General features: G+C 67.1%; 13 protein-coding genes and 2 pseudogenes. 3 read left to right on the plus strand and 12 right to left on the minus strand.

Annotated elements, in window-relative coordinates; translation table 11 throughout:
* Nucleotides 1-80: 80 nt before the first annotated feature.
* A complete protein-coding gene (locus ACTWLT_RS19235) occupies nucleotides 81-953 on the minus strand; it encodes an aldo/keto reductase family oxidoreductase (protein ID WP_445319642.1) in 873 nt (290 codons plus the stop codon).
* Nucleotides 954-1,083: 130 nt separating this feature from the next.
* Between ACTWLT_RS19235 and ACTWLT_RS19240 the strand changes: the two genes are divergently transcribed.
* A complete protein-coding gene (locus ACTWLT_RS19240; RefSeq protein WP_445319584.1) occupies nucleotides 1,084-1,527 on the plus strand; it encodes a winged helix-turn-helix transcriptional regulator in 444 nt (147 codons plus the stop codon).
* A 67-nt stretch (nucleotides 1,528-1,594) separates the two neighbouring features.
* Here the strand turns inward: ACTWLT_RS19240 and ACTWLT_RS19245 are convergent.
* The 3 genes and pseudogenes from ACTWLT_RS19245 to ACTWLT_RS19255 form a co-directional block, all read right to left on the minus strand.
* Nucleotides 1,595-1,687 (minus strand): annotated as a pseudogene (locus ACTWLT_RS19245) (IS5/IS1182 family transposase); the annotation flags it as partial.
* A gap of 138 nt (nucleotides 1,688-1,825) precedes the next feature.
* Nucleotides 1,826-4,354, minus strand: coding sequence for a right-handed parallel beta-helix repeat-containing protein (locus ACTWLT_RS19250; protein ID WP_445319585.1), 2,529 nt, complete (start codon nucleotides 4,352-4,354; stop codon nucleotides 1,826-1,828).
* A gap of 704 nt (nucleotides 4,355-5,058) precedes the next feature.
* The gene (locus ACTWLT_RS19255; protein WP_445319586.1) at nucleotides 5,059-5,673 is read right to left on the minus strand and encodes a PIN domain-containing protein; all 615 of its coding nucleotides are present in this window, start codon (nucleotides 5,671-5,673) and stop codon (nucleotides 5,059-5,061) included.
* Between the two features lie 493 nt (nucleotides 5,674-6,166).
* Here ACTWLT_RS19255 and ACTWLT_RS19260 point away from each other — a divergent pair, with 493 nt between their 5' ends.
* Together ACTWLT_RS19260 and ACTWLT_RS19265 are read left to right on the plus strand one after the other, a co-directional pair.
* Nucleotides 6,167-9,388: a LamG-like jellyroll fold domain-containing protein gene (locus ACTWLT_RS19260; RefSeq protein ID WP_445319587.1), complete on the plus strand. Its 3,222-nt coding sequence runs from the start codon at nucleotides 6,167-6,169 to the stop codon at nucleotides 9,386-9,388.
* Nucleotides 9,389-9,457: 69 nt separating this feature from the next.
* Nucleotides 9,458-16,297, plus strand: coding sequence for a polymorphic toxin-type HINT domain-containing protein (locus ACTWLT_RS19265; RefSeq protein ID WP_445319643.1), 6,840 nt, complete (start codon nucleotides 9,458-9,460; stop codon nucleotides 16,295-16,297).
* A gap of 821 nt (nucleotides 16,298-17,118) precedes the next feature.
* Here the strand turns inward: ACTWLT_RS19265 and ACTWLT_RS19270 are convergent.
* From ACTWLT_RS19270 to ACTWLT_RS19305, 8 genes and pseudogenes are all read right to left on the minus strand, one after another.
* Nucleotides 17,119-17,292 (minus strand): annotated as a pseudogene (locus ACTWLT_RS19270) (GntR family transcriptional regulator); the annotation flags it as partial.
* A 701-nt stretch (nucleotides 17,293-17,993) separates the two neighbouring features.
* Nucleotides 17,994-19,634 carry a DUF4127 family protein gene (locus ACTWLT_RS19275; RefSeq protein ID WP_445319588.1) on the minus strand — a complete coding sequence of 547 codons (1,641 nt, stop codon included), beginning with the start codon at nucleotides 19,632-19,634 and terminating at the stop codon, nucleotides 17,994-17,996.
* Between the two features lie 2 nt (nucleotides 19,635-19,636).
* Nucleotides 19,637-20,344: an N-acetylmannosamine-6-phosphate 2-epimerase gene (locus ACTWLT_RS19280; RefSeq protein ID WP_445319589.1), complete on the minus strand. Its 708-nt coding sequence runs from the start codon at nucleotides 20,342-20,344 to the stop codon at nucleotides 19,637-19,639.
* Nucleotides 20,341-21,255 carry an ROK family protein gene (locus ACTWLT_RS19285; protein ID WP_445319590.1) on the minus strand — a complete coding sequence of 305 codons (915 nt, stop codon included), beginning with the start codon at nucleotides 21,253-21,255 and terminating at the stop codon, nucleotides 20,341-20,343. The genes ACTWLT_RS19280 and ACTWLT_RS19285 overlap by 4 nt, the downstream gene beginning before the upstream one ends.
* Nucleotides 21,252-22,094: a carbohydrate ABC transporter permease gene (locus ACTWLT_RS19290; protein ID WP_425742044.1), complete on the minus strand. Its 843-nt coding sequence runs from the start codon at nucleotides 22,092-22,094 to the stop codon at nucleotides 21,252-21,254. Before ACTWLT_RS19290 ends, ACTWLT_RS19285 begins: the two co-directional genes overlap by 4 nt.
* Nucleotides 22,084-23,031 (minus strand): carbohydrate ABC transporter permease, encoded by a 948-nt coding sequence (locus tag ACTWLT_RS19295; protein ID WP_252414336.1) that lies wholly within the window; start codon nucleotides 23,029-23,031, stop codon nucleotides 22,084-22,086. Before ACTWLT_RS19295 ends, ACTWLT_RS19290 begins: the two co-directional genes overlap by 11 nt.
* Nucleotides 23,032-23,041: 10 nt before the next feature.
* Nucleotides 23,042-24,325, minus strand: coding sequence for an ABC transporter substrate-binding protein (locus tag ACTWLT_RS19300; RefSeq protein WP_445319591.1), 1,284 nt, complete (start codon nucleotides 24,323-24,325; stop codon nucleotides 23,042-23,044).
* A gap of 27 nt (nucleotides 24,326-24,352) precedes the next feature.
* Complete coding sequence (locus ACTWLT_RS19305) at nucleotides 24,353-25,948, minus strand: FAD-dependent oxidoreductase (RefSeq protein WP_252414333.1); 1,596 nt, start codon at nucleotides 25,946-25,948, stop codon at nucleotides 24,353-24,355.
* Between the last annotated feature and the right edge of the window lie 16 nt (nucleotides 25,949-25,964).

Genomic DNA, 25,964 nt, shown 5'->3' on the forward strand with positions numbered 1-25,964 from the left:
GGAGACCCGTGCCCGTTCTTCCAGCATGGCTGACCGACCCATTGTGGGACCAATTCGCGGCGCTGCTGCCCGCTGTGGGGTTAGCGGCCGATTTTGTCGAGCTCGGCGAGATCGTCGTGGGAGAGCTGGAGTTCCGCGCCTGCGACGTTCTCGCGCAGGTGTGCCACCGACGAGGTGCCGGGGATCAGCAGGATGTTCGGCGATCGCTGCAACAACCAGGTCAGGGCAACCGACATCGGCGCCGCGTCCAGCCGGGTGGCCACGGCCGTGAGCGCTGAGGATTGCAGCGTGCTGAAGCCGCCGAGGGGGAAGAAGGGCACGTAGGCGATGTCCTGTTCGGCGAGTTCGTCGAGCAGCTCGTCGTCTTGGCGGTGGGCGAGGTTGTACATGTTCTGGACGCACACGATCGGCGCGATCGAGCGTGCCTCTGCGATCTGTGCCGTCGTCGCGTTGCTCACGCCGAGGTGCCGAATCATTCCCTGCTGCTGGAGTTCGACGAGTGTTTCGAACGCCTCAGCGAGCGAACCGGTCACGGGGCCCTGGGCGTCGCCGAGCCGGAGGTTGACCACGTCCAGCGTGTCGAGGCCGAGGTTCTCCAGGTTCCCGGTGACGGCCCTGCGCAGCTCTTCGGGCTTGCGCGCCGGGGGCCAGCCGCCCTCCTGGTCCCGGGTCGCGCCGACCTTGGTCACGATGTGCAGCGCGTCGGGGTACGGGTGCAGGGCTTCGCGGATCAGCTGGTTGGTGATGTGCGGCCCGTAGGCGTCGGCGGTGTCGATGTGGGTGATGCCAAGGCCGACGGCCTCGCTCAGGACGGCGAGTGCGCCGTCGCGGTCGGCGGGCGGCCCCATGACCCAGGGGCCGGCGAGCTGCATGGCGCCGTAGCCGAACCGGGTGACTGTCAGGTCGCCCAGGTTCCAGGTGCCGCCGGGCAGCGAGGCGGAGGGGGTTCTCATGGTGTGCCTTTCGTGTCGAGCCAGGGGATGGTGCCTGACGGCTCCTTTCACCACTATTGGTGCGTAGCTTCCAATCGGGAAGTAGGCACTTCCGAGTTCGTAGGGCACCTGCAGGTGAGAGGAACGGTCCATGGCGACGATGACGGCGGCCCAGCAAAGGGCACAGGCCAAGGTGGAGTACGACGCCTTCGTGGCGGCCTGTCCCAGCCGCAAGCTGCTCGACCGGATCTCCGACAAGTGGGTCACGCTGATCCTGGCCGGGCTCGGCAGCGACAGCGCGCATGAGGCCGGCGCCGACTGCGCCGGCGAGCCCCGGGTGATGCGCTACTCGGAGTTGCAGCGCCTGCTGGCCGGCGTCAGCCAGAAGATGCTCACCCAGACGCTGCGCTCCCTGGAGCGCGACGGCCTGGTGTCCCGCACCGTGGTGCCGACCGTGCCGGTCACGGTCTCCTACGAGCTGACGGATCTCGGCCTGTCGCTGTACGAGATGATGCGGGGCCTCAAGGCCTGGGCCGAGGTGCACATGGACGATGTGCTCGCCAACCGCGAGACTTACGAGACCCGCGTCGCCTGAAACCACAACAGGGTTGCTGACCAGCGGGAACAGTCTGCGTGTAAGAGGCCGGGCAGATGGGCGGGGCTCAAGGACGTCGCTTCGGACGCTCGTCCCAGCGGTGGGTGGTCCAGGCCCGGCGGATCAGGCTACGAAGGGTGATGATCGTGTCCGTGAGGTCGCCCCAAGGCCCGACCGAGCATGGGCAGCTGCCGGCACTCGAAAGCCGATCGCGAGGCGATCTACATGGCATGCCGCCCAACGGCGCGACGTGTGTAGGACGAACCCTTCCCGGTCGCCGGAGTGAGCAGCCGCCGGGTCAGGACGCGGCGGCGATGAAGTAGCCCGCCTGGTCGACGATGACGTGGGACGTACCCCCGCTGTTGTGGAAGAGGTCGACGCCGGAGCCCACGGCGACCACCGCGGCGTTCGACGCCGTCTCACCGGTGACGAAGTTGACGTTCGAGGCGGTGGGTCGCGCCGCGCCGCCCGGGTGGAGAGTGAGCACGCCCGGCGTGGTCGGCGCGGTGACAGTCACATTGCCCAGCAGGGCGGTGGGGGCCGGGCAGGCCGGGTTGCAGATCGCCTCGCTGCGGAACGGCGCGAACCGGACTGTCTCCCGGGCGGCGAGCGGAGCCGGGGTACGGCCGGGAAGCCCGACGCTGGACCGGGAGTCCACGATCCGCTTCGACGTCATCGGCACGAACGTCTGGGTGGCCTGCGGACTGAACCAACCGGCCAGGTCCGCGATCACGTGCGTGGTGCCGGAGCTGTTGTTGAAGATGTTGACCTGACCGTTCACCACCGGCACGGTGACCAGGTTGGGAATCGTCTGCCCGGCGACGAAGTTGAGGCTGGACGCGACAGGCGCCGCCGATCCGTACGGATAGACGGTCAGCACACCGCTGGTGGTCGGCGCGGTGACCGCCACGGAGAGCACGGCCGCGGTCGCGGTGGCGGGCACCCGGCCGGAAAGGTCGAGGGTCCGGGTCCCCTTGGCCGAGATGGGCGCTCCTGCGCTGTCCCGGGTGTCCAGAACTCGCGTTGGTGGAGCCGACGCGAAGCCGGAACCGGCCGCGGCGTAGAAGCCCTGCAGGTCGGCGACCAGATGGACGGTGCCCGAGCCGGCGTTGTAGAACATCACCGAACCATTGCGGACGGGGACGGTGACCTGGTTCGGCACCGTCTCCCCGGCCACGAAGTTCACGCTTGACGCGTCGCTCCACTCACCACCCGGAAAGACACTGATGAACCCGGCGGAGGTCGGCTGGGTCACCGTCACGTTGAGCACGACCGCGTTGATATCCGTGTCCCGGACGCCGCCGATGATGCCGATGGGCAGTTCGATCGTTCCGAAGCCTGCCACCGGCCGCGAGGCGGGCACACCGATCGGCGCCCGCGTGTCCAGCAGTCGGGTCGGGGTGATCGGCACGTAGCGCGCGCCGACCTGCGTGCACACACGGTCCACACCCCCAGCGGGACTCCGGAAATCGGACGCGCTGATCAACACCTCGACGCAGGCATCGTCAGCCCGACGCAGCGTGAACTCCGCGGTGGTGGAGTCGGTCACCCTCCAGAAGTGCTCGCCGTCGAGGTGGTAGGCGTACCAGGCCCGTTCCCGCTCGACCGGCCAGGTCGCATGCCAGCCGGCCCGCACGACGATGTCGAACGGTCCGCCGCCCACCTTCCGGTCGACACGTACCGGATCGGGGGTCACCGGCGACAAACCCTCCACCGCGCCCCGATCGCGGTATCCGCTGCCGGTGCCGGTGTTCGGCACGCCCGGATCGTCGGCGAAAGATGCGTCGAGCAGGTCGGTGTCCAACACACCTGTGGCGGTGGCGTCGGCGGAATCCCGAGCCGGCGACCTGCCGTCGAGGAACAGATAGTCACGGTCCCCGGAATTCGTCGGGAGAAGCTTCGGATCGGCTGCGAGGTCGTGGGTGGCGTGCCCGGTCGCCGCCACGAACGAGGCGAGGTCCGAGTACACGGTGCCCGCCCAGTTGTACGGTGCCCCACCGCTCAGCGGTTCGATCAGGTTGTAGTCAGTGCTGGTACCGGGCACGGACCCGGCGGACACCCGAATGCCGTCGGCGTTCGCCGGTGTAACGCAGGGCTTGCGCTGCCGGGCCGTGACCACGATGTTGTTGTGGATCGACGTGCCCGGGGAACTCCCAGCCACTTCGATGCCCCGCCGACAGTCGACGTAGACCGTGTTGCCGGTGATCACCAGACCGACGGCGTCCGTCGCGACCAAGCCGGAGTTGTCGAGCACGTTCGCGGTGATGGTCGTGCCGGTGATGCCGGGCGCAACGGACACGGACGGGCCCTTCCCGCCGTTGATGACATTCCGGCTGAGCATCACCTGGTCCGATTGGCCGCTGATTCGTATCCCGGAAGGGCCGTTGATTCCGCTGTGCACGCTCAATTTGTCCAGGCGAACCCGCTTGGAGTCCCGCACCGTCACCGCGTCGGCGACGTCGGCCCCGAATACGACCAGGCCTTCCACCGTGACGTCGTGCACATCCGTCAGATCGAGGACCGTGCCGGTCACGGTGGTGGTGTTGTAGTTGCCGACCCGCGCCATCTGCCGCGTCATGTTGACGGCGCGGAAGGTGATCGGCGCCGTTTCGGTGCCGGACCTGGTAAATCGGACCTGCTCCTGGTAGTCGCCCGGCTGGATCAGCACCGTCTGGCCCGGGCCGGCAACCGCGGCCGCCGCCGAGATGGTGCAGAACGGCCGCTGCTCGCTGCCGTCGCCACCACTCTGGCACCACGTTCCGCTCACGTACAGCTCGTCGCCAACCGCCTGCGCGGTGACCTGCCCGGCCACGACCGGCGCGGGCACCGCCGCAGCGGGCGTCGCTGGGCCCACCAGGGCCGGGCCACCCAATCAGTGCTACGACCGCGAGCCGCACCAACACCCGTCTGTCCATCACGTTCCCCCGTGCAAGTCAGTCATGCGGCGGCGAGCGTAGCGTTTCGCCCACCGTTGCGATCAGCTCCGATCGGTCGGCCTCCTCGACCGTTCGATGGAAGCAGGTACGTCGTGCCGTTTGGTGCGCTCAATCTCGCCGAACCCTGCGCGCACGGCCCATCCGCCGTCGCCTGGAAACGCTGCCGACGGCGGCCGAACGTACCCGTATCATCACCGCCGAACGTAGTCGTCGTCGAATGGCTCCTCGAAGGCGATGGCGGTTATGACCGCGTCAGTGAGCAACCTCGCCTGGTAGTCCCGGTGTGCCCGAACCGATTGGCCTGGCAGCCGCAACGACATCGCACGGGCTCTCATCGCAATGCCGGGCGGTAGCCGCAACCGCAGAGGCGTGGCCGTGGAGCGGCCTGCGCGGGTGTCCAACTTCATCCGCTGGGGCGTCGGGTAGCGCAGCACTGTGGCGATGTGACTCAGCCGGTCCGGTTCGGGCAGCTGCTCTTGCCGGGCAACGTGATCGGACACCAGCTGACGTACTGTCTCGTCGTGCAGGTGGTTGCGGCCGTCGACGCCACGCGTGTGATCACTGCCCCGCGGATCATCGCCGCGTCGGACGGCGGTTACTGGGCCGGCGCCGCCTTGGTCTGGATCGTCGGCTTGAGCTCCGGTTTGACTGGCTCGTCGCCGATGTCCTTGGTGGGTTTGAGGACTCGCAGGTCGAGCATCCGGGCGCGTAAGGCCATGCTGGTGTCCATAGTCAGCAGTCGGACGGGCATCCTGGCGTATGCCTGCAACGCGAGCGTCCGGTCGATGATTTCGTCGTCGTTGTCTTTTGAGCCGTACGTGGTGCGCGTCGTCGAACAGCACTTCAACGTGACCTTGTCGTGGGGTATACCGCCGGCGTCGGCGACCGCACTGAAGTTGTCGGCCTCGCGGATCGTTTCACGTGACCGTGGACGGAGCAGTAGTTCGTCCAGCACGCCGAGGGTATGCGCGGCACGCCACAGGCTCTGCTGGTTGCCCGACTCCTTGAGCCGGTCCAGCTCGTCGACTACCACCCGGGGCACCACCAGGCGCACTTCCTCGAACCCGACGCGAAGCAGCTCTGCGTACGCGATGTCTCGGATCTTGTCGGAATGGTGGATGAAGACGCTGGTGCCTACGACGATGGGATAAGCATCCGGTGACCACCGGTCGATCTCGGCTTTGAGCACCGTCCAGGCCCGCTCCCACACCTCGCCTCGTTCGGCGAACTCGGCGCTGAGTAGGTCAAGGGAAAACCGGTCGCTTCGGTCGCCGTGACCGACCAACCGCCAGAACTGCGGTGTGAAGATCAGCCGATCGATGTCGGTAGGCCGGACCTGGTTGCGCAGGACCCGGCGCTTGTGCGAGGCGATTTAATACCAGGGGCAAGGTTAACGTTTTCAGCCCTGAAGGTAAATTATTCCGCTCGCGAGTTGTCTATTTGGTGGTTCCAGCCTTGCAGGCAGTGCACGAAATGTTGTCGGCCAGCACCCCGCGGTAGCTGATTGTGAGCTGTGAGTCCGCTTGCTACCGTAATGGCGGTTTTGTGGTATCAATTTGTAGCGGTGCTTTACATGGGATTCCCGTGATCACTACCGTCTGCTCGTTTGCAGTTGATGATCACGGGGGCTCTCGATGGGTGCGTTGGTCAGTGCGTGTCTCACGTCGCGCGCAGAGGTTGCGAGGCGACGGCGAGTAGCCGCCTTGGCGCTGCTGGTGGTCGCTGCGGCGGGTGTGGTCGTTCCGTCAGCCGCCGGTGTTGCTCAGGCGGCGACGCCTGCCGTTCAGGCACAGGCGGCCGGGCCGCTGGAGGCGGCGGATGAGTCGTCGGCGATGTTGCTGGCGCACAAGTCACGCAAGCCGGTGCTGGTAACGGGAATGACGTCTCAGACGTCAATGACGTGGGCGCAGCCGGACGGCACCTTCCGGGCTGAGGTCCACGCGTCACCTGAGCGGGTGCAGACTCCTGCGGGGGCGTGGGTGCCGGTGGACCTGACGCTGGAGCGCAAGAGCGACGGTTCAATCGGATCCAAGGCCGGTCCGTTCGGCTTGTGGCTGTCGGGTTCCCGGTCGGCTGACGCCGACGACCTAGTGAGCCTCGGAGAGGGCGCCAAGCGGACCACCCTGGGTTGGGTTGGTGCGCTGCCCGAGCCGAGGCTGGACGGCGCGACCGCGACGTATCCGAACGTTAAGCCGGATGTCGACCTGGTCCTTCAAGCGCGGCCGACGGGCGTTAACTACTCCTTCCTCGTGAAGTCCCCGCAGGCCGCAGCGCAGTTGACGACGGTGGCCATGCCCTGGTCGCTCGGCTCCGCCATGCGAGCCGGTGCCCGGGCGGTTGCCGCGGAAGAGTCGGTGACGGTCTCGCAGGGGGAGATGTGGGACGCCCGGATCTCCGCCGGCGGCGAGCCTCTGCACCGGGCCAACGTGGAGGTCACCAATGACGTTGTCGGCGGCCGTACGAGTCTGGTGCTGAGCACCGACGAGGCGTTCTACCAGGATCCGCACCTGCAGTACCCCGTCACGATCGACCCCACCATCAACCTGAACCCATCGTTTGACACCTACGTTCAAAACACGATCGCGAATACCGACAAGTCCGGTGACGACGAGCTGCGCCTGGGCTACAGCGACGACGCCGCCGAGGGTTGCGGCTCCGGCTGCCTGGCCCGCTCCTTCCTCGCCTTCTACGGACTAAGCGCCTACGCTGGCGCGACCGTCGTGTCTGCGGAGCTGTCCCTGTGGAATTACTACTCCTGGCAGTGCGATGCAGCGGAGTGGCAGACGTGGCGCGTGGACGCTGTCGGCTCAGCTGTCAGGTGGGGCAGCCAGCCGGTATGGCGTGAGCTGGACGGCAGGTCGACGGGCACCAAGGGGTACAACTCCAACTGCGCAGGGGGACGAGTATCCGCGTCGGTCAAGAAGACCTTCCAGACCAGCTTTTCGGGTGGCTACAACACCGCCAACGTCGGACTACGGGCCTCCAGCGAGACAAGCCATACCGGGTGGAAGAAGTTCAAGTCGTTCGACGCGCCCTCCGCCAGGCCCTACGTCACCCTAATCTATAACCGCACCCCGAACGTGCCCACCGCCCTCGCGGTCGACTCCTGCTACTCGGCATGCGTGTCCCCGGCAGTGGTGCGCTCCGGCCAGCCCACTCTTTCCGCGCTGGTGTCCGACCCCGATGGCGGCACGTTACGCGCGGAGTACGAGGTCTTCGACAACAGCAGGTCGACAGTGAAAGCCAAGTCGGGTACTGCTCTTACCGGGGTCACTTCCGGTACGGCGCGACCGTGGCGAGTCGTCCCCACTGCCGGTGGCGCTCTGCCCGACGCCACCTACCAATGGCGCGCGCGGGCCTGTGACACCTACACCTGTGGCGGCTACTCGGGATGGTTCACCTTTACCGTCAACACCCAGGACCCGTCGCTACCGACCGTGACGGGCACGCCCTACGCCGAGAAGTCTTCGGGTACGTGGAACGGCGGGCCCGGTCAACCGGGAACCTTCACCTTTACCCCCAACGGCGGCACCGACGTCCAGGAATACCTCTACAGTCTCAACAGCACCGACACCGTCACGCTGCCGGCAGGTGCTCCACAGGGTCAGAAGCTGAACTCGAGCCAGCAGCAGGTGACCGACCTGACCGGCTTCGTGGGCCTCAACGCCACGATCGCTCGGGACACCGCCCGGGGCCACGCCAGCGGCGACTCGTTGAAGGTGACGCCGCTCGCGTCCGGCGGCACGAGCACAGGCCCGCAGGGCGACACGTTCGCCGCGGTGGGCGGCGACGTCGGTGGGCTACGCCTGGGCATGCAGGCGGGCAAGCGGTACTCGATCACCGGCTGGATCTACGTTCCGGCCAGCACTGGCCTCAACACCACCGGCACATTTGGGAACACACGCGGGCTGCGGATCATGAGCTCCTACAAGGTTGGCTCCCTCTACGTCGAGGTCACCTCCATTAAGGCCTTCCGGATAGACGAATGGCACCAGCTGTCCCTGGTCATGTCTGTACCTGCCGGGGCCACTGAGGCATTCGTGCGTCTCTACAACGGCTCTCCGACGGGCCAGACCACCAAGGCGGTCTACTGGGATGACCTGTCCGTTCAAGAGATAACGGGCACGAGTACCACCGCCACGATCACCCCTAGCCGCGACGGCGTCAACGTCCTGTCCGTACAGTCGCGCAACTCCGCCGGGGCTACCTCCGACCCGCGGGTGTACCAGTTCCTCGTCACGCCGAGCGACGACGCCTGGGCATGGAAATTCGACCAAGACCCGGCCGGAATCTCCCCGTCGATCCCGGCGACCTTCCCAGCCGAGCACAGTTCGGCGGGGGTGACGCGGTTGAGCCCCGGGTGGGCCAGCGATGGGGCTGTGTCCTTGGACGGCACGGGTGATCTCACCACGGCGTCGCCGGTGCTGAACACCGCACACACCGCCGGGTTCACCGTAGCTGCCTGGGTGCGGCTGACTGACAAGTCCGCTTCCCGGACTGCCCTCGCTCAGTTCGGCAGCGCCAATGCCATGTTCCGGCTCGGGTACCGCAACGACCTTGATGTCGACGGCGATTCCGTATCCGACGAGGCCTGGTGCTTCGGCCTTACTGGGTCAGACTCGGCTACCGCAACTGAGACGAACGCCTGCACAACCGAGCTGGTTGGCGATGGTGAGTGGGTCAGCCTTGTCGGCGTCTACGACAAGCCAGCCGGAACGATCCGCCTTTATGTCAACGGCACCGCTGCCTTGGGCGGTGCGGAAGCCGCCGCTTCGGTCACCGTTAGCTGGTCTGCGGCTGGCGCATTGGCGTTGGGCCGCGGCTTTGGGGATACCCAGAGGTGGATCGGTGACCTCGACCATGTCTACGCCGCCCAACGAGTGTGGCCAGCAATTGACGTCAATGCACACGCATTAATCAGTTAGCGGACTGTGCCGACACTCCCCAGTCTTCTGCTTCTGCCTTTAACTGCCGCAGGAAGGGCACGTCCCGTGATGTCTTCTGATGCCGCACCCCCTGTCCGGCGCTTGCCGATGCGCGGCCGGGTCGCCGCGGCACTAGCCGTTGTTCTCGCGGTGACCTTCGCGCAGGTGCCCGCGGAGGCGGCGTCAGCCGCGCCGTGGAAGCCGCCGAAGCCGCAGGAAACCGTTGGCGTGGCGGTCAAGCCGGTGAAGCACGCAGTCCGTCCGTCCTGGACAGGGCGGAAAGCGCAGCCGGCCAAGGTGACCTGGCCGGCGGCCGGCTCCACCACGGTCGATTTGACCGACGCCGGCACCCGCACCCTTGATAGTGGACGTCAAGCAGGCGCCATGCCGGTCCAGGTCAAGGCGTTGACCGCCCCGCGCGCGCCAGAAGGTCAAGCTGCACATCGTGACACAGCAACGGTAGGGCGGGTAACGGTGAAGGTTGCCGACCGCGCGTCCACCACCCGAGCCGGGGTGTCCGGACTTGTGGCCTCGATCGAGCGCGCGGATGGCCTTCGCCAAAGCGGCGCCGTCGAGGTGCAGTTTGACTACTCAGCCTTCGCGGGAGCGTACGGCGGGGACTGGGCTTCGAGGCTCCGTGTCGTCCGACTCAGCGACGGCACGACGCTGCAAGCACGTAATGACCTCAAGGCCAAGACGGTGTCAGCGACCGTCGCGCTGACAGGCACTGGAGCTACCACTCTCGCCCTGGCTGCCGCACCGTCCGGCGAAAACGGCGACTACACGGCTACCACCTTGTCGTCCGCAGGTACCTGGCAGGTATCCGCGCAGACCGGTGCCTTCTCCTGGTCCTACCCCGTCCACAGCCCACCCGTGATGGGCGGCCCTGCGCCGGAGATGGGTTTGTCATATTCCTCCGGCGCAGTCGACGGTCTGTCCTCCGGCACGAACACCCAGGGGTCGTGGATCGGTGACGGCTGGGACATGTGGCCCGGCTTCATCGAGCGGAAGTTCAAGGCCTGCGCCGACGACAAGAAAACGATGCGGGGCGGAACACCCAACAACAGCAGCGTATACGGCGGCGACCAATGCTGGTACAAGCCAGAAGGCAACGCCACCATCTCCCTGAACGGGCAGGCAACGGAGCTGGTCAAGTCGGCCGGCAACACCTGGAAGGGGGTGGCCGACGACGGATCGAAGATCGAGCTGTTATCGGACACTAGCTTCGGCAACGGAGATGCCGACGGCGAGTATTGGAAGGTCATTAAGCCGAACGGCACGCAGTACTTCTTCGGCCGTAACCGCGGCGAGGGCGGATCCTCTGGTACGACCGCGACGAACTCGACCTGGACGCTGCCGGTCTTTGGCAACCATCCCGACGAGCCCGGGTACAGCAGTGCCGGTTTCGCGGCGTCGCGTACCACCCAGGCGTGGCGGTGGAACCTCGACCTGGTCGTCGACCCGCAGGGTAACTCGATGACCTACTTCTACAACAAGGAGCAGGGCGCCTACGGCCGGGAAGGCGACAAGGACAAGCGCACCACCTACGATCGTGGCGGCTACCTGACCCGTATCGAGTACGGCAGCCGCACCGATGCAGGCGCTGCCACGTTGCCTGCGGCGCAGGTCCTCTTCGACACTAGCGACCGCTGCACGAGTAACTGCTGGTCGGGCTCGGACCCGGTGACGGCGTCGTGGCTCGACACCCCTTGGGACCAGTACTGCACGGCCGCTCCCTGCACAGAGCAGCTATCCCCGACTTTCTGGACCTCCAAGCGACTGTCGCGCATCCGATCGCAGGTCTATTCCGGCTCCGGCTCCGGCTACCAGGACGTTGCCTGGTGGACGCTGCGGCATACTTACCTGCAGTCCGGTGAGAACGAGGGCAAGCCGATGTGGCTGGCCGGCATCACCCGCACCGGCAAGGCCACCACCGCCGGCGGCTCTGGCGTGAGCGACCCAAAGCTCGAGGTCAGCGATCCCGAGATCGTGTTCGACCCGGGCAGCGAGGCCCTTGCTAACCGTGTCGACGCGATTGCCGACGGCCGGTCGAACCTGTTCCGGTACCGGATCAACACGATCACCACCGAGTCCGGTGCGCAGATCAGCGTCGGCTACTCGCCCACCGAATGCACCCGCAGCACTCTGCCGGAGGTGCACGCCAACACCAAACGCTGCTTTCCGCAGTACTACGGCCCCAAGGGTGAGGAACCCACCCTCGACTGGTTCCACAAGTACCGGGTCGATCGCATCGACGTGTACGACAACACCGGCGGATTCACCCACGAGCAGACCAACTACGACTACCTCGACGCACCCGCCTGGCACTACGACGATTCAGAACTCGTTGACGAGGAAAAGCGCACCTGGGACGAGTTCCGCGGCTACGGCAAGGTCCGGGTCCGTAGCGGCCTGGAATCCGGAGTCCAATCTGCCACGGAGTACCTGTACTTCCGCGGCATGGACGGCGACAAGCAACCGACCGGCACCCGCGACGTCTGGATCACCGACTCTCAAGGCGTCAAGGTCGAAGACCACGACGCCTACTCCGGAATGACTCGCGAGCAAACCACCCTGCTCGGAGCCGGCGGAACCTGGATCTCGGGAACCATCACCACCCCCGGTCTGCAAGGACCCACCGCCACGTCCGGACCACTCAAGGCGTGGATGACCTCCACCAACACCGTCCGCAACCGCACGAAGCTGTCCAACGGCAGCACCCGGTGGACCAAAACCGTCACCACCGTCAACCCCGACAACCTCCCAACAGCAGTCGACGACCTCGGTGACGAGTCAACCCCGGACGATGACGTCTGCACCCGCACCTGGTACGCGCGCAACCCCGTCACCTGGATGCTCGACCTGCCCAAGAAAACTGAAGCGGTCGGGGTGAACTGCTCCGCCAGCCCGTCCCTTCCCGGCGACATGTTGTCGTCGGCGCGCACCACGTACGACGCCGACACCAACAACTGGGACACCTACCTCCCCATCAAAGGCACTATCGCCAAGGTCGAGGAGATCGACTCCTGGACCGGCGCCACCCCCACCTGGATCACGATCAGCAGCAACAAGTACGACCCCATCGGCCGCGTTATCGAAAGCACCGACGCGCTCCAACGGACCTCCACCACCTCCTACGCTCCCGCCAGCGGCGGCCCAGTCACCGCGACCACCACCACCAACCCCATGAAGCAGTCCGCCACGACCACCTACGCCACCGCGTGGCAGCTGCCCGCCACCGTGGTGGATGCCAATGGCATCCGCACCGACTTCGGCTACGACGGACTCGGACGCCTGACCAAGGTCTGGCTGCCCGGCAGGCCCAAATCGAGCTACCTCAACGGGCCCAGCACCGAATACACCTACCTCGTGCGCAACACCGCATCGACAGCTGTCACCACTAAAACCTTGATGCCGGTCGGCACGAACACATTCGCCACCTCGATCACCCTCTACGACGGACTTATGCGCGCCCGCCAGGTCCAGACCCAGGCACCGGCCGGTGGCCGCACTCTAACCGACACCGTTTACGACTCCCGGGGCCTGCTCGACTGGAGCGCCGGCCCCTACTACGACAAGACCAACACCGCGCCCAACACCACCCTATACACGGGCGCCGGCACACCCGCGGTACCCGCCATCACCCAAAACATCTACGACGGCGCAGGTCGCCTCACCGATGCCATCTTCAAGGTTGGCGTCGACGAGACCACCAACGAGAAGTGGCGCACCACCACCATCTACAACGGCGAGAAGACCAGCACCGTCCCGCCGAAGGGTGGCACCCCGACCACCACCATCACCGATGCCCGCGGGAGAACCACCTCCCTGCGCCAATACAAAGACCGCACGCAGGTCGGCAGCGAAACTCCCGCCACCTTCGACGCGTCCCAGTACTCCTACACCGACCGCGGTGAACTCGCCTCCCTCACCGACCCCGCCGGCAACACCTGGCGCTACCTCTACGACCAGCGTGGCCGCAAAATCCAGGACGACGACCCCGACCGCGGCACCACCACCTACACCTACGACGCCGCGGGCCAGCTCACCACCAGCAAAGACGCCGAGCAGAAGGTGCTCGCCACCACCTACGACGCCCTCGGCCGCAAGACCAGCCTCCACGAAGGCTCCGCCACCGGAGCCCTACGCGCGGAGTGGACCTACGACACCCTGCCCTACGGAATCGGGAAACCGGCCGCCTCGAAGCGTTACGAGCCGGCCGGCTCATCCAACGTTTATGTCAACGAAGTCGCCGAATACGACACCTATGGCCGACCAATCACCAGCAAGGTCACCATCCCGGCGACCGAAGGAGGGCTCTGCGCGTCCGGCACGCTGACCCCCTGCACCTACAGCTCCGCCACGACTTACCGGGCGAACGGACAGATCGCCACGTCCGAACAGCCAGCGGCAGCGGGCCTTGCCAAAGAGAAGCTGACCTACACGTACAACGAGGTCGGCCTGCTCAACGGCATGCTCTCGTCCAGTCAGATCTACCTCTACGAGGTCCTGTACAACAAGCTCGGCCAACTCACCCAACAGGTCACCGGCGAGTTCGGCAAGCGCACCTGGACCGTCAACACCATTGACGAAAACACGGGCCGCATCACCAACGCCAACAGCACTCCCGAACTGAAGCCGGAGGTCTTCAATTTCACCTACGGCTATGACGACAGCGGGAACATCACCAAGATCAACGACGCGCCGGCCGGCGGTAGCACCGACACCCAGTGCTACGACTATGACTATCTACGACGTCTGACCAACGCGTGGACACCGACCACCGACGACTGCAGCACCACGCAACGCAGCATCACCAAACTCGGCGGCCCCGCACCCTACTGGCACTCCTACAGCTACCACCCCGGCACCGACAACCGATATCAAGAAACCATCCAGGCCAGCACACCGACCACCCGCACCTACACCTACCCCAACCAGGGAGGCGCCGCCGGGTCACAACCACACGCCCTTTCCGCCATCGCCACTACCGGTGCAAGCCCCAAGACCGAAAGCTTCACGTACTACCGGGACGGCAACACCAAGACCCGACCCGGGCCCAACGGGCCTCAACAACTCAGCTGGAACCACGAAGGAAAACTCGACACCTCGACAGACAGCACCGGCACCACCAGCTACATCTACGACGCCGACGGCAATCGACTCATCCGCCGCGACCCCACCGGCACCACCCTCTACCTCCCCGGCGGCGGCACCGAAATCCGCAAACCCACCAGTGGCAACGCCACCGGCACCCGCTACTACACCGGCGAGGCGGGGCCCGGCGAGGCGGGGCCCATCGCGGTCCGCACGTCCGCCGGCAGCCTCGACTGGATCGTCAACGACCACCACGGCACCGCCGAAGTCACCATCAGCAACAACAACCTCACCGCTACCCGCCGTCGGAGTTTCCCCTTCGGCGCAGAACGCGGAACCACGCCGAACACCTGGCCGAGTGTCATGGACAAGGGGTTCGTGGGCGGGACGCAGGACTCCACCGGGCTTACCCACCTCGGTGCCCGAGAATACGACCCCTCCATCGGACGCTTCATCAGCGTCGACCCCCTAATGAATACGGCCGATCCTCAGCAATGGAACGGCTACGCGTACGCCAACAACACGCCAGTGTCGGCTAGCGACCCAGACGGGCTGATGATTATCAACGATGGCGGCGGCAAATACGTGCCGCCCGCCCCTGCACCCGCGCAGGCGCCCACGAAGCCGACAGCGCCCACGAAGCCCACAACGCCGACCAAGTCGACGGGGTCGAAGAGTTTCTGGGGAAAGATTGGCAGCGGGTTCATTTCCGGCGCTAAGCGGGCAGTGGTGGACCCAGTAGTTGCGACCGGTGAGCGGATAGTAGATTCGTGGGCCTTGGTCTACAACGATGGCAACGCCGTAATAGAAGGCGAAATGTCGATCACGGATGCGCTCGCCGACGCCGGAAAGCGATACGTCTCGAACTACGTCTCTTCCGTTATCGGTGTGCCGCTGGGCATTGTGGGAATCTACAAGGGCTGGATAGACACATGGGGCTACGTTGCCGATGGTGACTATGAAGCCGCGGCCGCCAGTTATACAGAATCGGGCATATCGGCAATAGCGGTCGCGGCGACGGTGCGGGGTGGCCTCAAGGGCGGATGCCATAGCTTTGCACCTGCGACGGCGGTCCTCCTCGCCGACGGAAGTGATCGCGCAATTGGTGAATTGAATGTCGGAGACCTGGTTCTCGCCACTGATCCGGAATCAGGCGAGACCACCGAGAAGCCGGTCACCGACCTTCATAGGAATCAGGACAGCGACCTTACCGATCTGACTCTCGCGAGCGAGGACGGCAAGTTCACTACCCTCCACACGACGCAGCACCACCCCTTCTGGAGCAAGACCCGTGGAGACTGGGTAGACGCGGAGGCACTGCAAGCCGCCGAGCGACTGTACACCACTGATGGAGTGGTGACCGTCGCGAACGTTCGCAACTTTACCGGCAACCGAGCGATGCATGATCTCACTGTCGCTGACCTTCACACGTACTATGTGGTAGCCGGCAACACTCCGGTGTTGGTACACAACTGCGGCGGAGACATTTACGAGGCTGGGGGAAAGCACGGGGCGGCCGCTCGCAGCACTTCGCGCGGAATGAACAGTGCTGAGCCGACAAATGGTCAGGCTGCTTTAGGGAATTCGGTCCAGGTAAAGGGTACGTCGCCCAGGCGCGTCGGCGTTGATAGGGATAGCGGTGAGATCGTCGTACTCGACCGGACACGCGAAGCAGCATGCGGGTGTGACGGCGCCGGCGGGGTAAACAACATTTGGCACGGCCATGTCAGACCGTGGGGCGATCTGCATGTCGACATGCAGAACGCGTTGCGCCGAGGCGGGCTTGTCGATCGTAAGGGGAACATCCGTTGATGGATCCAGCGCAACCTGACCCCGCCTGGCGTGCAGCGATGCTCGCCGCCGTTCATGGCAGTGGTCTCGCGGAGGCGACTGATGCTTTACTGTCCCTCACCTACCATGACCCGGATCGTGCTTGGGTTGAAAGTATCTTGTTAGGTGTGATTGCAGACGATGGCATCGAAATGCAGGTGCGATCACTGGCAATCACGTGCCTGGGGCACCTCGCTCGTATACACCGGGAAGTTAGTCGGCAGACTGTGCTGCCTGTATTACACGACTTGATGCAAAGTTCCGCGTTCGGAGGGATTGCTCGGGACGCCCTGGATGACATCGAGACCTATGCCCTTCGCTCGAAGTGAAACGTCGGCGGGCTGTCCCCAGTAATGTATGGTGCGTGGCTGCGGCGCGAGACTTCCGTGTATGCGGAGCGTGTCGGTCGGTCCTACGGGTCGTTGGCGGTTGGTCCGCGTTGCCGTCAGGGTTGCCGTCAAACATGTGCGCCACATGCGCATGGATTGATGGCTACTGTAGGGGTGGTGCGCCTCGTTTCTTGGCGCTGGCGCATGCTGGGGCCGGAGTTGCGGTGGCGTGCCGCGTAGCGGTGCGGCGTCGATCGCCGGAACCACATCGTTGGCCCCGTGGTTGAGCGATCGTCACGGCCTCGGCGCCGACTCGGTCAGCCCTCGGTGGTGGCCGGCCTGGTGTCGGTGGGCGTGCGCGCGGGGCCGTAGGCCATAGCGCGTGCGCGCGGCCCGGCGTAGCCGGGCCGTCTTGATCCTGTAGAGCAGTTTTGAGCCAGTCGGATCTTGGTCGAGGGCCTTGGTCCGGCTGGCTTACTGCTTCGGTGCGCGGTCGCGGCTGCTGCGGGGACGCTTGGCGGGCGGCGAGGGCTGGTCGCCGTCGCTGGCCCGTTGGAGGTGTTCGGGCTGCTGGGCGAAGTTGCCTCGGTCGGCCTGGTATTTGATCACTTCGTCGATGAGGTCGTGGTTGGTGTCGGCGTGGTGCAGCTTGAGAGCAAGTCACTGACCGGGTGCCGCCGCAGCAGTCTTGCCCCTGCTGGCCCCGACACGCTGGCCAGTGTCGACCTCGGTATGGCAGGCCCACATATGCGGCGTCTCAGCCGAACCGATCCCTCAGCTTGATGGCGACCGCCCGCCCCGAGGGCGATCTCTATGTTCCGGATCGGAGCCGGGGCTGCGTAGAACTTTCCGTCCCGCAGGGGAGCCTTCGCCGATTCGGAGCCCACTCTCAGCTCCTGGCCGATCGCGGCGCGGCTCCCTCCCGCCTCCTGAAGGGCGACCGCCCGGCGGCAGTCAGCACGCATGCCGTAAGGCGGGCGCAACACGGTGGCAGGGCCAGCGGGGGCGATCGGACCTGGCGGGGTTCTGTTTGGGACCCCCGTTTACCCCCCGAAAACCCCGCCCAATCGTTGACGAAGGGTGACAAGGGGCGATGAGCGCATGGCGGTGTCTCCGCAGCTCAGCGACCACTTACGGCAAGCAATGACAAGCTTGGTCCGGTTACTGTTGATAACAAGCGGTCGTCGGTTCGAATCCGGCCGTCCCGACACAGGTGAGGGGCCATCTCGGAAATTCGAGACGGCCCCTCGGTCGTGCTGGGTAATTCATCGATGCTCACGGAAGAGCGGTTGGCCGCGCTCCTCGACGCGGTCGCCGGTGTGCAGCGCCTGGTGCTCGTTGCGGGCTTGTCAGGACAGTTGCAACCGAGGCTCGAGGATCACCTCGAAGAGACGGTCCCACGGCAGCTCGACACGCGCCGACTCGAAGCGAGCCAGGGTCGCCGTGAACGTCTTCGCGCCTCGCTGGCCCAGCACGATGCGGTGCCCGGCGAAGTGGTCGGCGAAGTACCGCTCGGTCAGCGGCACCAGCCGGTCGCTCACCCAGCCGTCGAAGTAGCTCTTCTGCTCGGGGGTGAGCGCGAGCGGGTCCCAGCCCTGCGCCCGCGCGTGCGCGTACGCCTCGACCTGCACGATGTTCTTCCACGGGTCGTCCTTGACGAACCGGTAGAGCAGGTACTCGGCGTGCGCCTGGCCGGGCCCGCGCAGGTCGGGCACGCCGAACCCGCTGCCGGAGGAGCGGAGGTACGCCCACCGGGCGGTGCCGTGGCTGAGCGCCAGGCCGAGTGCGTTGCCGCCGGTGTTCCATCCCGAGTACGACAGCAGCGCCGCGAGATCGAGGCGGTTCTCCATCCGCGCGACCAGGTCGTGGTCCGCCTTGTTCACGATGAGCGGGTCCACCACGATGACCGGGGTGCCGGCAGCCAGCAGCTTGCCGATCCGCCCGACGAAGGTGTCCAGGTCGGCGGCCCGCTGCCCGGGTGCCGATGAGGGGGTGTTCACGGCGAGCACGATGTCCGCGTCGCCGCTGACGACCCGTCCTCCCACGGCGGCCACGTGCCGGCGGATGTTCTCCGCGAACGGGATGCCCTCCAGTTGGGCGGTCCAGTCCTCGCCGGAGACGCCGGCGTAGTCCACGCGGTAGGTGGGCGCCGTACGGGCCGCGATCACCCGCGCGACCAGCAACGCGTCGACCTCGTCGGCGCCGGGGAAGATTTCCACTCGGTCGCCGACGCCGAGTTGGGCGACGAGCGCCTCCAACTCCACCCGCTCGGCTCGGGCCAGGCCGATCGGCGCGGTGTCGTCCTCGGAGAGCACAAGGTGGCTGATGGTGCCGACGGCGACCCACTCCACCATCAGCCGGTTGACCTGGTGGTTGCGGGCCCGCGCGGCGAGATAGTCCTCGACGACCTGGTCGGGGATCCGCGCCCGGGTGGCGTCGAGCTGGGCCCGCAGCTCCTCCTGCCCGAGGTTCACCACCTGGTCGTAGAGCTTCGCCCAGGTGACCAGCAGGTCGCGGTACGTGTCCAGTTCGGTGCCCGTGCTGGTGATGGCGAGGCGCTGGATGGTGTCGTGCACCTCGATCACCGCATCCGGCCGGGTCGCGCGCAGGTTTCGGATCGCCGCCAGGTTCTCCAGGGCGGCCGCCAGGGTCGGGGCGGCGGTGCGGGAGGCGATCAGGCCGCCGTAGGCGAGCATGCTGACTGAGATCACGTACCCGTCGACCGCGTCGGTGGAGCCGAGCCAGCGGGCGATGGCGGCTCCGTCGCCGGGGGTGAAGAAGCGGCCCAGCAGATCCCGCGGCGGCAGTTGCACCTGGGCGCCGGCGCTCGCCGCGGTCATTTGCGGGGCGTAGGTGTTGACCGGCCGGTCGTCCAACGGGACCAGTGCCACGGTCAGCCGCCGGTTGGTGGGCCCGGCGAATGCGGGTCGGCCGACGGCCAAGGTGGTCAGCCCGGCCATGCCGGTGGCCAGGAGGGTACGTCTTCTCATGTTCACTCCCTCTGTGTCGGGGCGCTCGCCGCGCGGGGGGTGGCCGGTACGAGCCGGCGGGTGATCCACAGTGGTGAGGTGACGGCGTTGCCCATCACCACCGCGTGCGCACCCGCCTCGAAGGCCCGGCCGATTTGTTCCGTGGTGCGGTACCGCCCTTCGGCGATCACCGGCACGGACAGTTGTGCGACGAGTCGTTCCACGAGCCCGAGGTCGGGCCCTTCAGTCGGTGGACTGGCCGGGGTGTAGCCGGACAGTGTGGTGGCGACGGCGTCCGCGCCGGCCTCGACGGCGGCGACGCCCTCGGCCGTGGTGGAGACGTCGGCCAGGATCAGCGCGTCGGTCCGTTGGCGGAGCAGGCGGACCGTTTCGGCGAAGGGGCGTCCGTCCGGTCGGGGGCGGTCGGTGGCGTCGATCGCGACGATGTCCGCCCCGGCCAGCGCCACCTCGAGCGCGTGGGCCGCGGTCGGGGTGATGAACACGTCCTCGGTGCCGTGCTTGTACAGCCCGATCACCGGAACGTCGACGACGGGGCGCACCGCTCTGACGTCGTCCGGGCCGTTGATCCGGACCCCCACCGCGCCGCCGCGTACCACCGCGGCCGCCACCCGGGCCTGGACGTACGGATCGCGCATCGGGTCGTCAGGGTCGTCGGGCAGCGGTTGGCAGGACACCACCAGCCCGCCGGCCAGATCGTCGAGCACGTTCACCCGTTGGTCCTTCCGATGTCGGGTCTGTCGATGGCCAGTCGGGCGGCGCCGACCACGACGGCGTCCGCGCCCAGCGTGGCGGGCAGCAGCGGAACGTCGGCCCAGCCCGCGGGCACCTCGGCCGAGTAGGCGACCGACGCGGCGGGCAGCAGGGCGCCGGCCGCCCCGCCGGTCACCAGGACCGCTTCCGGATCGAGCAGGGCCGCCAACCCCGCCAGGGCCGCGCCGAGAGCCGTTCCGGCCCGCTCCACGACCCGTTGGGCGACCCTGTCCCCGGCCGCGGCGCGGTCCGCCACGTTCCGCCCGGTGATGCGGGTACCGGTCTCGATGGAGTACGCGGCGGCCAGCCCGCTGCCGGAGGCGATCGCCTCCAGGTGCCCGTACCGGCCGCACCCGCACCGCAGCCGCTCGGCACCCGGGGCCGGCAGATGCCCGACCTCGCCGGCGGCGCCGCGGGCACCGGCCTCGACGCGGCCGTTGCGGACGACCGCCCCGCCCAGCCCGGTGCCGACGGCCACCAGCAGCACATGGGCTCGGTCCCGTCCCGCGCCGGCCCAGCATTCGCCCAGCGCGGCGGCGTTCACGTCATTGGTGACCCGCACGGGTCGACCCAGCCGGGCGGCCAACGCGTCGGCGACCGGAGTGCCAGCCCAGCCGGGCAGGCTGTCGGTGGCGTACCGGATGCCGCCGGTTGCGGGGTCGACCGTGCCGGCCGTGCCCACCCCCACCGGCTCGGCGGCCGCGCCGAGCAGGTCGGTGGCCAGCCGGGCGGCGGCGTCCAGCACGGCCCCGGGCCCGGACCGGGCAGGCGTGGGCACCTCGCGGCGCTCCAGCACCTGCCCGACCCGGTCGACCAGCGCGGCCGCCGTCTTGGTGCCGCCGATGTCAATTCCGACAACCGGTGCCGTCATCCCTTGAGACCGGTGTGCGCGAGCCCCTCGACGAACTGCTTCTGCGCGATGACGAAAACCACCAGGACCGGCAGCGCGGTCATCGACGCCGCGGCCATCTGGACGTCCCACATGGGACCGCCGTAGGCGTCGACGAACTGGGTGAGCGCCTGGGGCAGGGTGAACTTCTCCGGAGAGGAGAGGAACACGATCGGTTCCAGATAGAGGTTCCAGCTGTGCAGGAAGGTGAAGATCGCCACCGCGCCCAGTGCCGGCCGCGACAGCGGCAGGGCGATCCGCCAGAAGGTGGCGAAGCGTCCCAACCCGTCGACCCGGGCCGCCTCCTCCAGCTCACCGGGGAGGCTGATGAAGAACTGCCGCATGATGAACGTCGCCAGGACGCTCGGCGCACCGAAAATCGGCACCAGGATCAGCGGCCAGTGGGTGTTGACCAGGCCGAGTTTGAAGAACATCTGGAACAGCGGCACGATCGTCACCTCGCTGGGAATGAGCAGGCCCGCGAGGACGACCAGGAACAACACGTTCTGGCCCCGGAACCGGATGCGCGCGAAGGCGTACCCGGCCAGCGCCGCCACGGCCATGGTGCCGACCGTGACGACCAGCGCGATGTAGAGGCTGTTCAGGTACTGCTGCCCGAACGGCTGCAACTCGAACACCCGCTGGTAGGCGTCGATCTGCGGGTTGGTCGGCAGCAGCTTGGGCGGGAAGGCGAAGATGTCCGACACCGGCTTCAGCGACGAGGTGACCATCCACCAGGTCGGGAAGACGAACGGGATCGCCAGGACCAGCAGCACCCCGTAGAGCACCAGCTTGGTCCGCCGGGACAGGTCACGATTCATGGAAGACCCACCTCTTGCGCATCTGCCACTGCAGCACGGTGAGGGCGAGCACGATGACGAACAGCAGGATCGACAGCGTGGCGCCGTAGCCGAAGTGATGGAATTGGAAGGCCTGCTGGTACAGGTAGTAGACGAGCACCGTCGTCGAGGTGCCGGGTCCGCCCTGGGTGAGCACCGCGATCTGCGCGAAGACCTGCAGCGACCCGACCACGGTGATGATCGAGGTCAGCAGGATCGTCGGGCTGATCAGCGGTACGGTGATCCGCCAGAACTGGCGCATCCGGCTCGCCCCGTCCACCTCCGCGGCCTCGTACAGATCGGCCGGCACGCCCTGCAGGGCGGCCAGGAACAGCACCATGTTCAGGCCGACGTTCTTGAATACCTGCACGACGATCACGGACACCATCGCGGTGCCCTCGCCGCGCAGCCAGTTCGGCCCGTCCACGCCAATGGTGTCGAGCAACCCGTTGATCCCGCCGTTGTCCTGAAGCAGGAAGCCCCAGACGATGGTCCAGGCCACCAGCGAGACCACCACGGGGGAGAAGAACAGTGTGCGGAACACGATCGTGCCCCGCAGCCTCTGGTTGAGCAGGACGGCCAGCAGCAGGGCCAGGCCGAGGTTGAACACCACCAGGCCGATCGAGAACAGCCCGGTGGCGCGCAGCACCGCGCCGAGATTGGGGTCGTCGGCGAGGCCCTGGTAGTTCTCGGTGCCGACGAAGTCGAAGGTCCCGGCGAGGACGTTCCACTCGTGCAGGCTGTACCAGAACACGAGGATCAGCGGCAGGATCACGAAGACGACGCTGCCGAGCAGTTGCGGGGCGATGAACACAAAACCGGTGAGCTGGTCCCGGCGTCGGCTGGTCCAGAACGGCCGGGCCGGGCCCGGGGCGGGCCCGGCCGAAGCCGAGCCCACCCTGGTGTCCGTCTGGGTCATGATCGTTGCCCTACTTCGCCAGCAGAGGCTGGATCTTGGCGCAGACGCCGTCGAGCACGGCCTTGACGTCCGCGTTCGGCTGCCACAGCGGGTCGAGGCCGGCACGGACCTGTTGGCTCAGCTCGGCCTGCCCGGAGTGGTTGGGCTTGACCACGCCGTTGGTGATGCCGTCGATGACGACCTTCTGCAGCTGCTCCGGCTTGAGCTTCGGGTTCGTCTTGGCGAGCGTCTCGGCGGTCAGCTGCGACTGTCGGGGCGCCGGGAAGAACTGGGCGAGCTTGGCCGAGTTCGTGGGGTTGGTGAAGAAGGCCAGGAAGTCTGCCGCCTGCTTGGCGTGCGGGCTCTTCTTCATCACCCCGAGGCCAGCCTGGCCGACCACCGCGTAGTCCCCCTTCGGCCCGGCCGGCAGCGGCACCAGGTCCCACCCGAAGCCGCCGTCCTTCAGCAGCGAGGCGCGAGAGATCTGGGTGATCGTCATGGCCGAGTCACCGGCGAAGAAGTCGGCGGTCGTGCCCGGGCCGGGCAGCGCCTTCTGGGTGAAGGTGGCCTTGTGCAGGGCGGTCATCGCCTCGACCATCTCCGGGCTGTTGAAGCCGCAGGTCTTGCCGTCCTCGCTCCATGCCTGGGCTCCCCACCCGGTCCAGAAGGTGGACAGGTTGTCCCAGCCCTTGTAGTCGAAATCCCGAATGACCAGGCCGGCCTTGCCGGAACTCGCCGCCGTCGCCGCAGCGGTGGCCAGGGCGTTGTCCCAGGTCCACTGACCGGCCGCGATCAGCTCGGCCGGGGTCTTCTGCCCGGCCTTCTTGAGCATGTCGGTGTTGACGAAGACCCCGAACGGCGAGGTGGAGAAGGGGTACGCGAACAGCTTCCCGTCGTTCTGCCAGAGCTTGAGGGTGGCGGGGGAGATGTCCTCGTACTGGTAACCCTCGGCCTTCTTGAGCGTGTCGTCGAGGGGCAGCAGCGCGCCCGAGGCGACGAAGTCCGGGGCGGAGTTCTCGAACACCCACGCGAGGTCGGGCGCGTTCCCGCCCGCGATCTGGGTGGTCAGGGTCGTGGTGTAGGTGTCGAACGGCAGCGGATCGAACTTGATCTCCGCCACGTCGGGGTGGCTCTTGCGGTACTCGTCGGCGATCTCGTTGAACAGCTTGAGGTGCGCCTCGTTGGCCGACCAGACGGTCATCCGCAGCTTCGCCGGGCCGCTGTCGGCGGCCTCGCCACCGCCGCCGCAGGCGGTCAGGGCGAGCGCGCCGGCCAGTGCCACGGCGACGCCGCGCAGGGCCTTTCCTGCTCTCACAATGTTCTCCTCACCGGGGGTGTGTGTTCAGTAGCCCGCGATCCGCGGCCAGCGCTGTTCCACGCCGGCCGCGGTGAGGCGGTCCTGGAAGTCGGCCAGCAGACGGGGGGTGTTGCGGACCGCACGCGGGGACTCGCCCCGCGCCAGACAGAAGTCGGCGAGCAGACCGGCGACCTCGCCGACGTTCCACTCGACCGGGTGCAGCCGGTAGCTGCCGTTGGTGACGTGGGTGGTGCCGATGTTCTTGCCGGCTGGCAGCAGGTTCTCCATCCGCCGTGGGATCAGCGCGCCGAGGGGGATCTCGAACGGGCAGGAGCCGACGTCGATGTAGTTGTCGCCGCCGGTCGACGGGTGCAGGTCGATCCGGTACATGCCCACGCCCACCGCGTCCGGGTAGCTGACCGCGCCGTGCTCGCCCCGCACCGCCAGGGACAGGTCCTGCTCGGCCACGGTGTACTCGGCCTGGATCCGGCGGGACTCGCGGATGTACGGGGCCTGGGCCAGGCCGTCCGAGCTGCCGGTCACGTCGCCGCGCAGTCGTAGGCCGGGGAAGCCGGTGCCGCCGTCCGGCCGGGGCGCCTCGGTCTGCAGCCAGTAGAGCACCGAGTACGACAGCTCGCGGGCCTTGGACAGGTGCCACGACGCGTTCGGCACGTCGATGACCGGACCTTCGAAGTAGTCGATCATTGGCCAGTTGACCAGCGTGATGTCGCTGCCGTACGCGCCGTCGGTGAAGTTGCGCCGCGCGGCGATCCGCCGGAACGTCCACAGGTTGCCGTCACCGGGATTGACGCGTTGATCGGCGTTGACGCTCAGCGGATCGTCGTCCGGGTTGGGGGTGAAGCTGCGCTCGACGATCTCCAGCGTGCGCGGGTGCGGTGACTTCCAGGACAGCAGCCGGTCACCCCAGAAGTCGGGCTTGTAGTCGCGCCAGAAGTCGTACCCCGCGGGGCGGTCGATGGTGTGGTCGCCGTCGACGTGGTCGAGGGCGAAGCAGACGGACACCGCCTGCATGTTCATCGGCTGGGCCTCGGCCGGGGCGCTCGGCTCCCCGGTCTGCGCCTGCGACTCGAACCCGGTGACGTACTCGGTGCCCGTCAGCGGCAGCAACTCGCCGGTCTCGGTGGCGTCCAGGACGTACGGCGCGACCACGTCGATCCGCTCGTCCCGGTCGCGGTGCGCCAGCGTCACGCCGGTCACCCGGTCCCCGTCGGTCTCCGCGGCGACCGGCCGGTACGGCTGCAGCACCCGCAGCCGGCCGGAACCGAGGTACGGGGCGAGCATCTGTTCGAGGACGGCAACGGCCACCCGCGGCTCGTGGCAGAGCCGGCTCACCCAACCCGCACCGGGGTTGAGGTCCGTCCAGGCCCGGGACCGTTCGGTCAACGGGTAGTGGCGACGGTAGTAGTCGCGGATGCCGTTGCGCAGCGCCCGATAGCTGGCGGTGGCGCCGAACTGCTCGATCCAGGAGTGTTCGTCCGGCGGGACGGCCTGGCTGGTGAGTTGCCCGCCGAGCCAGTCGAACTCCTCGGTCAGGATGACGGACCGGCCGGACCGGGCCGCGGCGAGCGCCGCGGCGACGCCGCCCAGTCCGCCCCCGACGACGAGGACGTCCGTACGCATGAGTACCACGTGCTTC

The organism is Micromonospora yongxingensis (assembly GCF_052601155.1).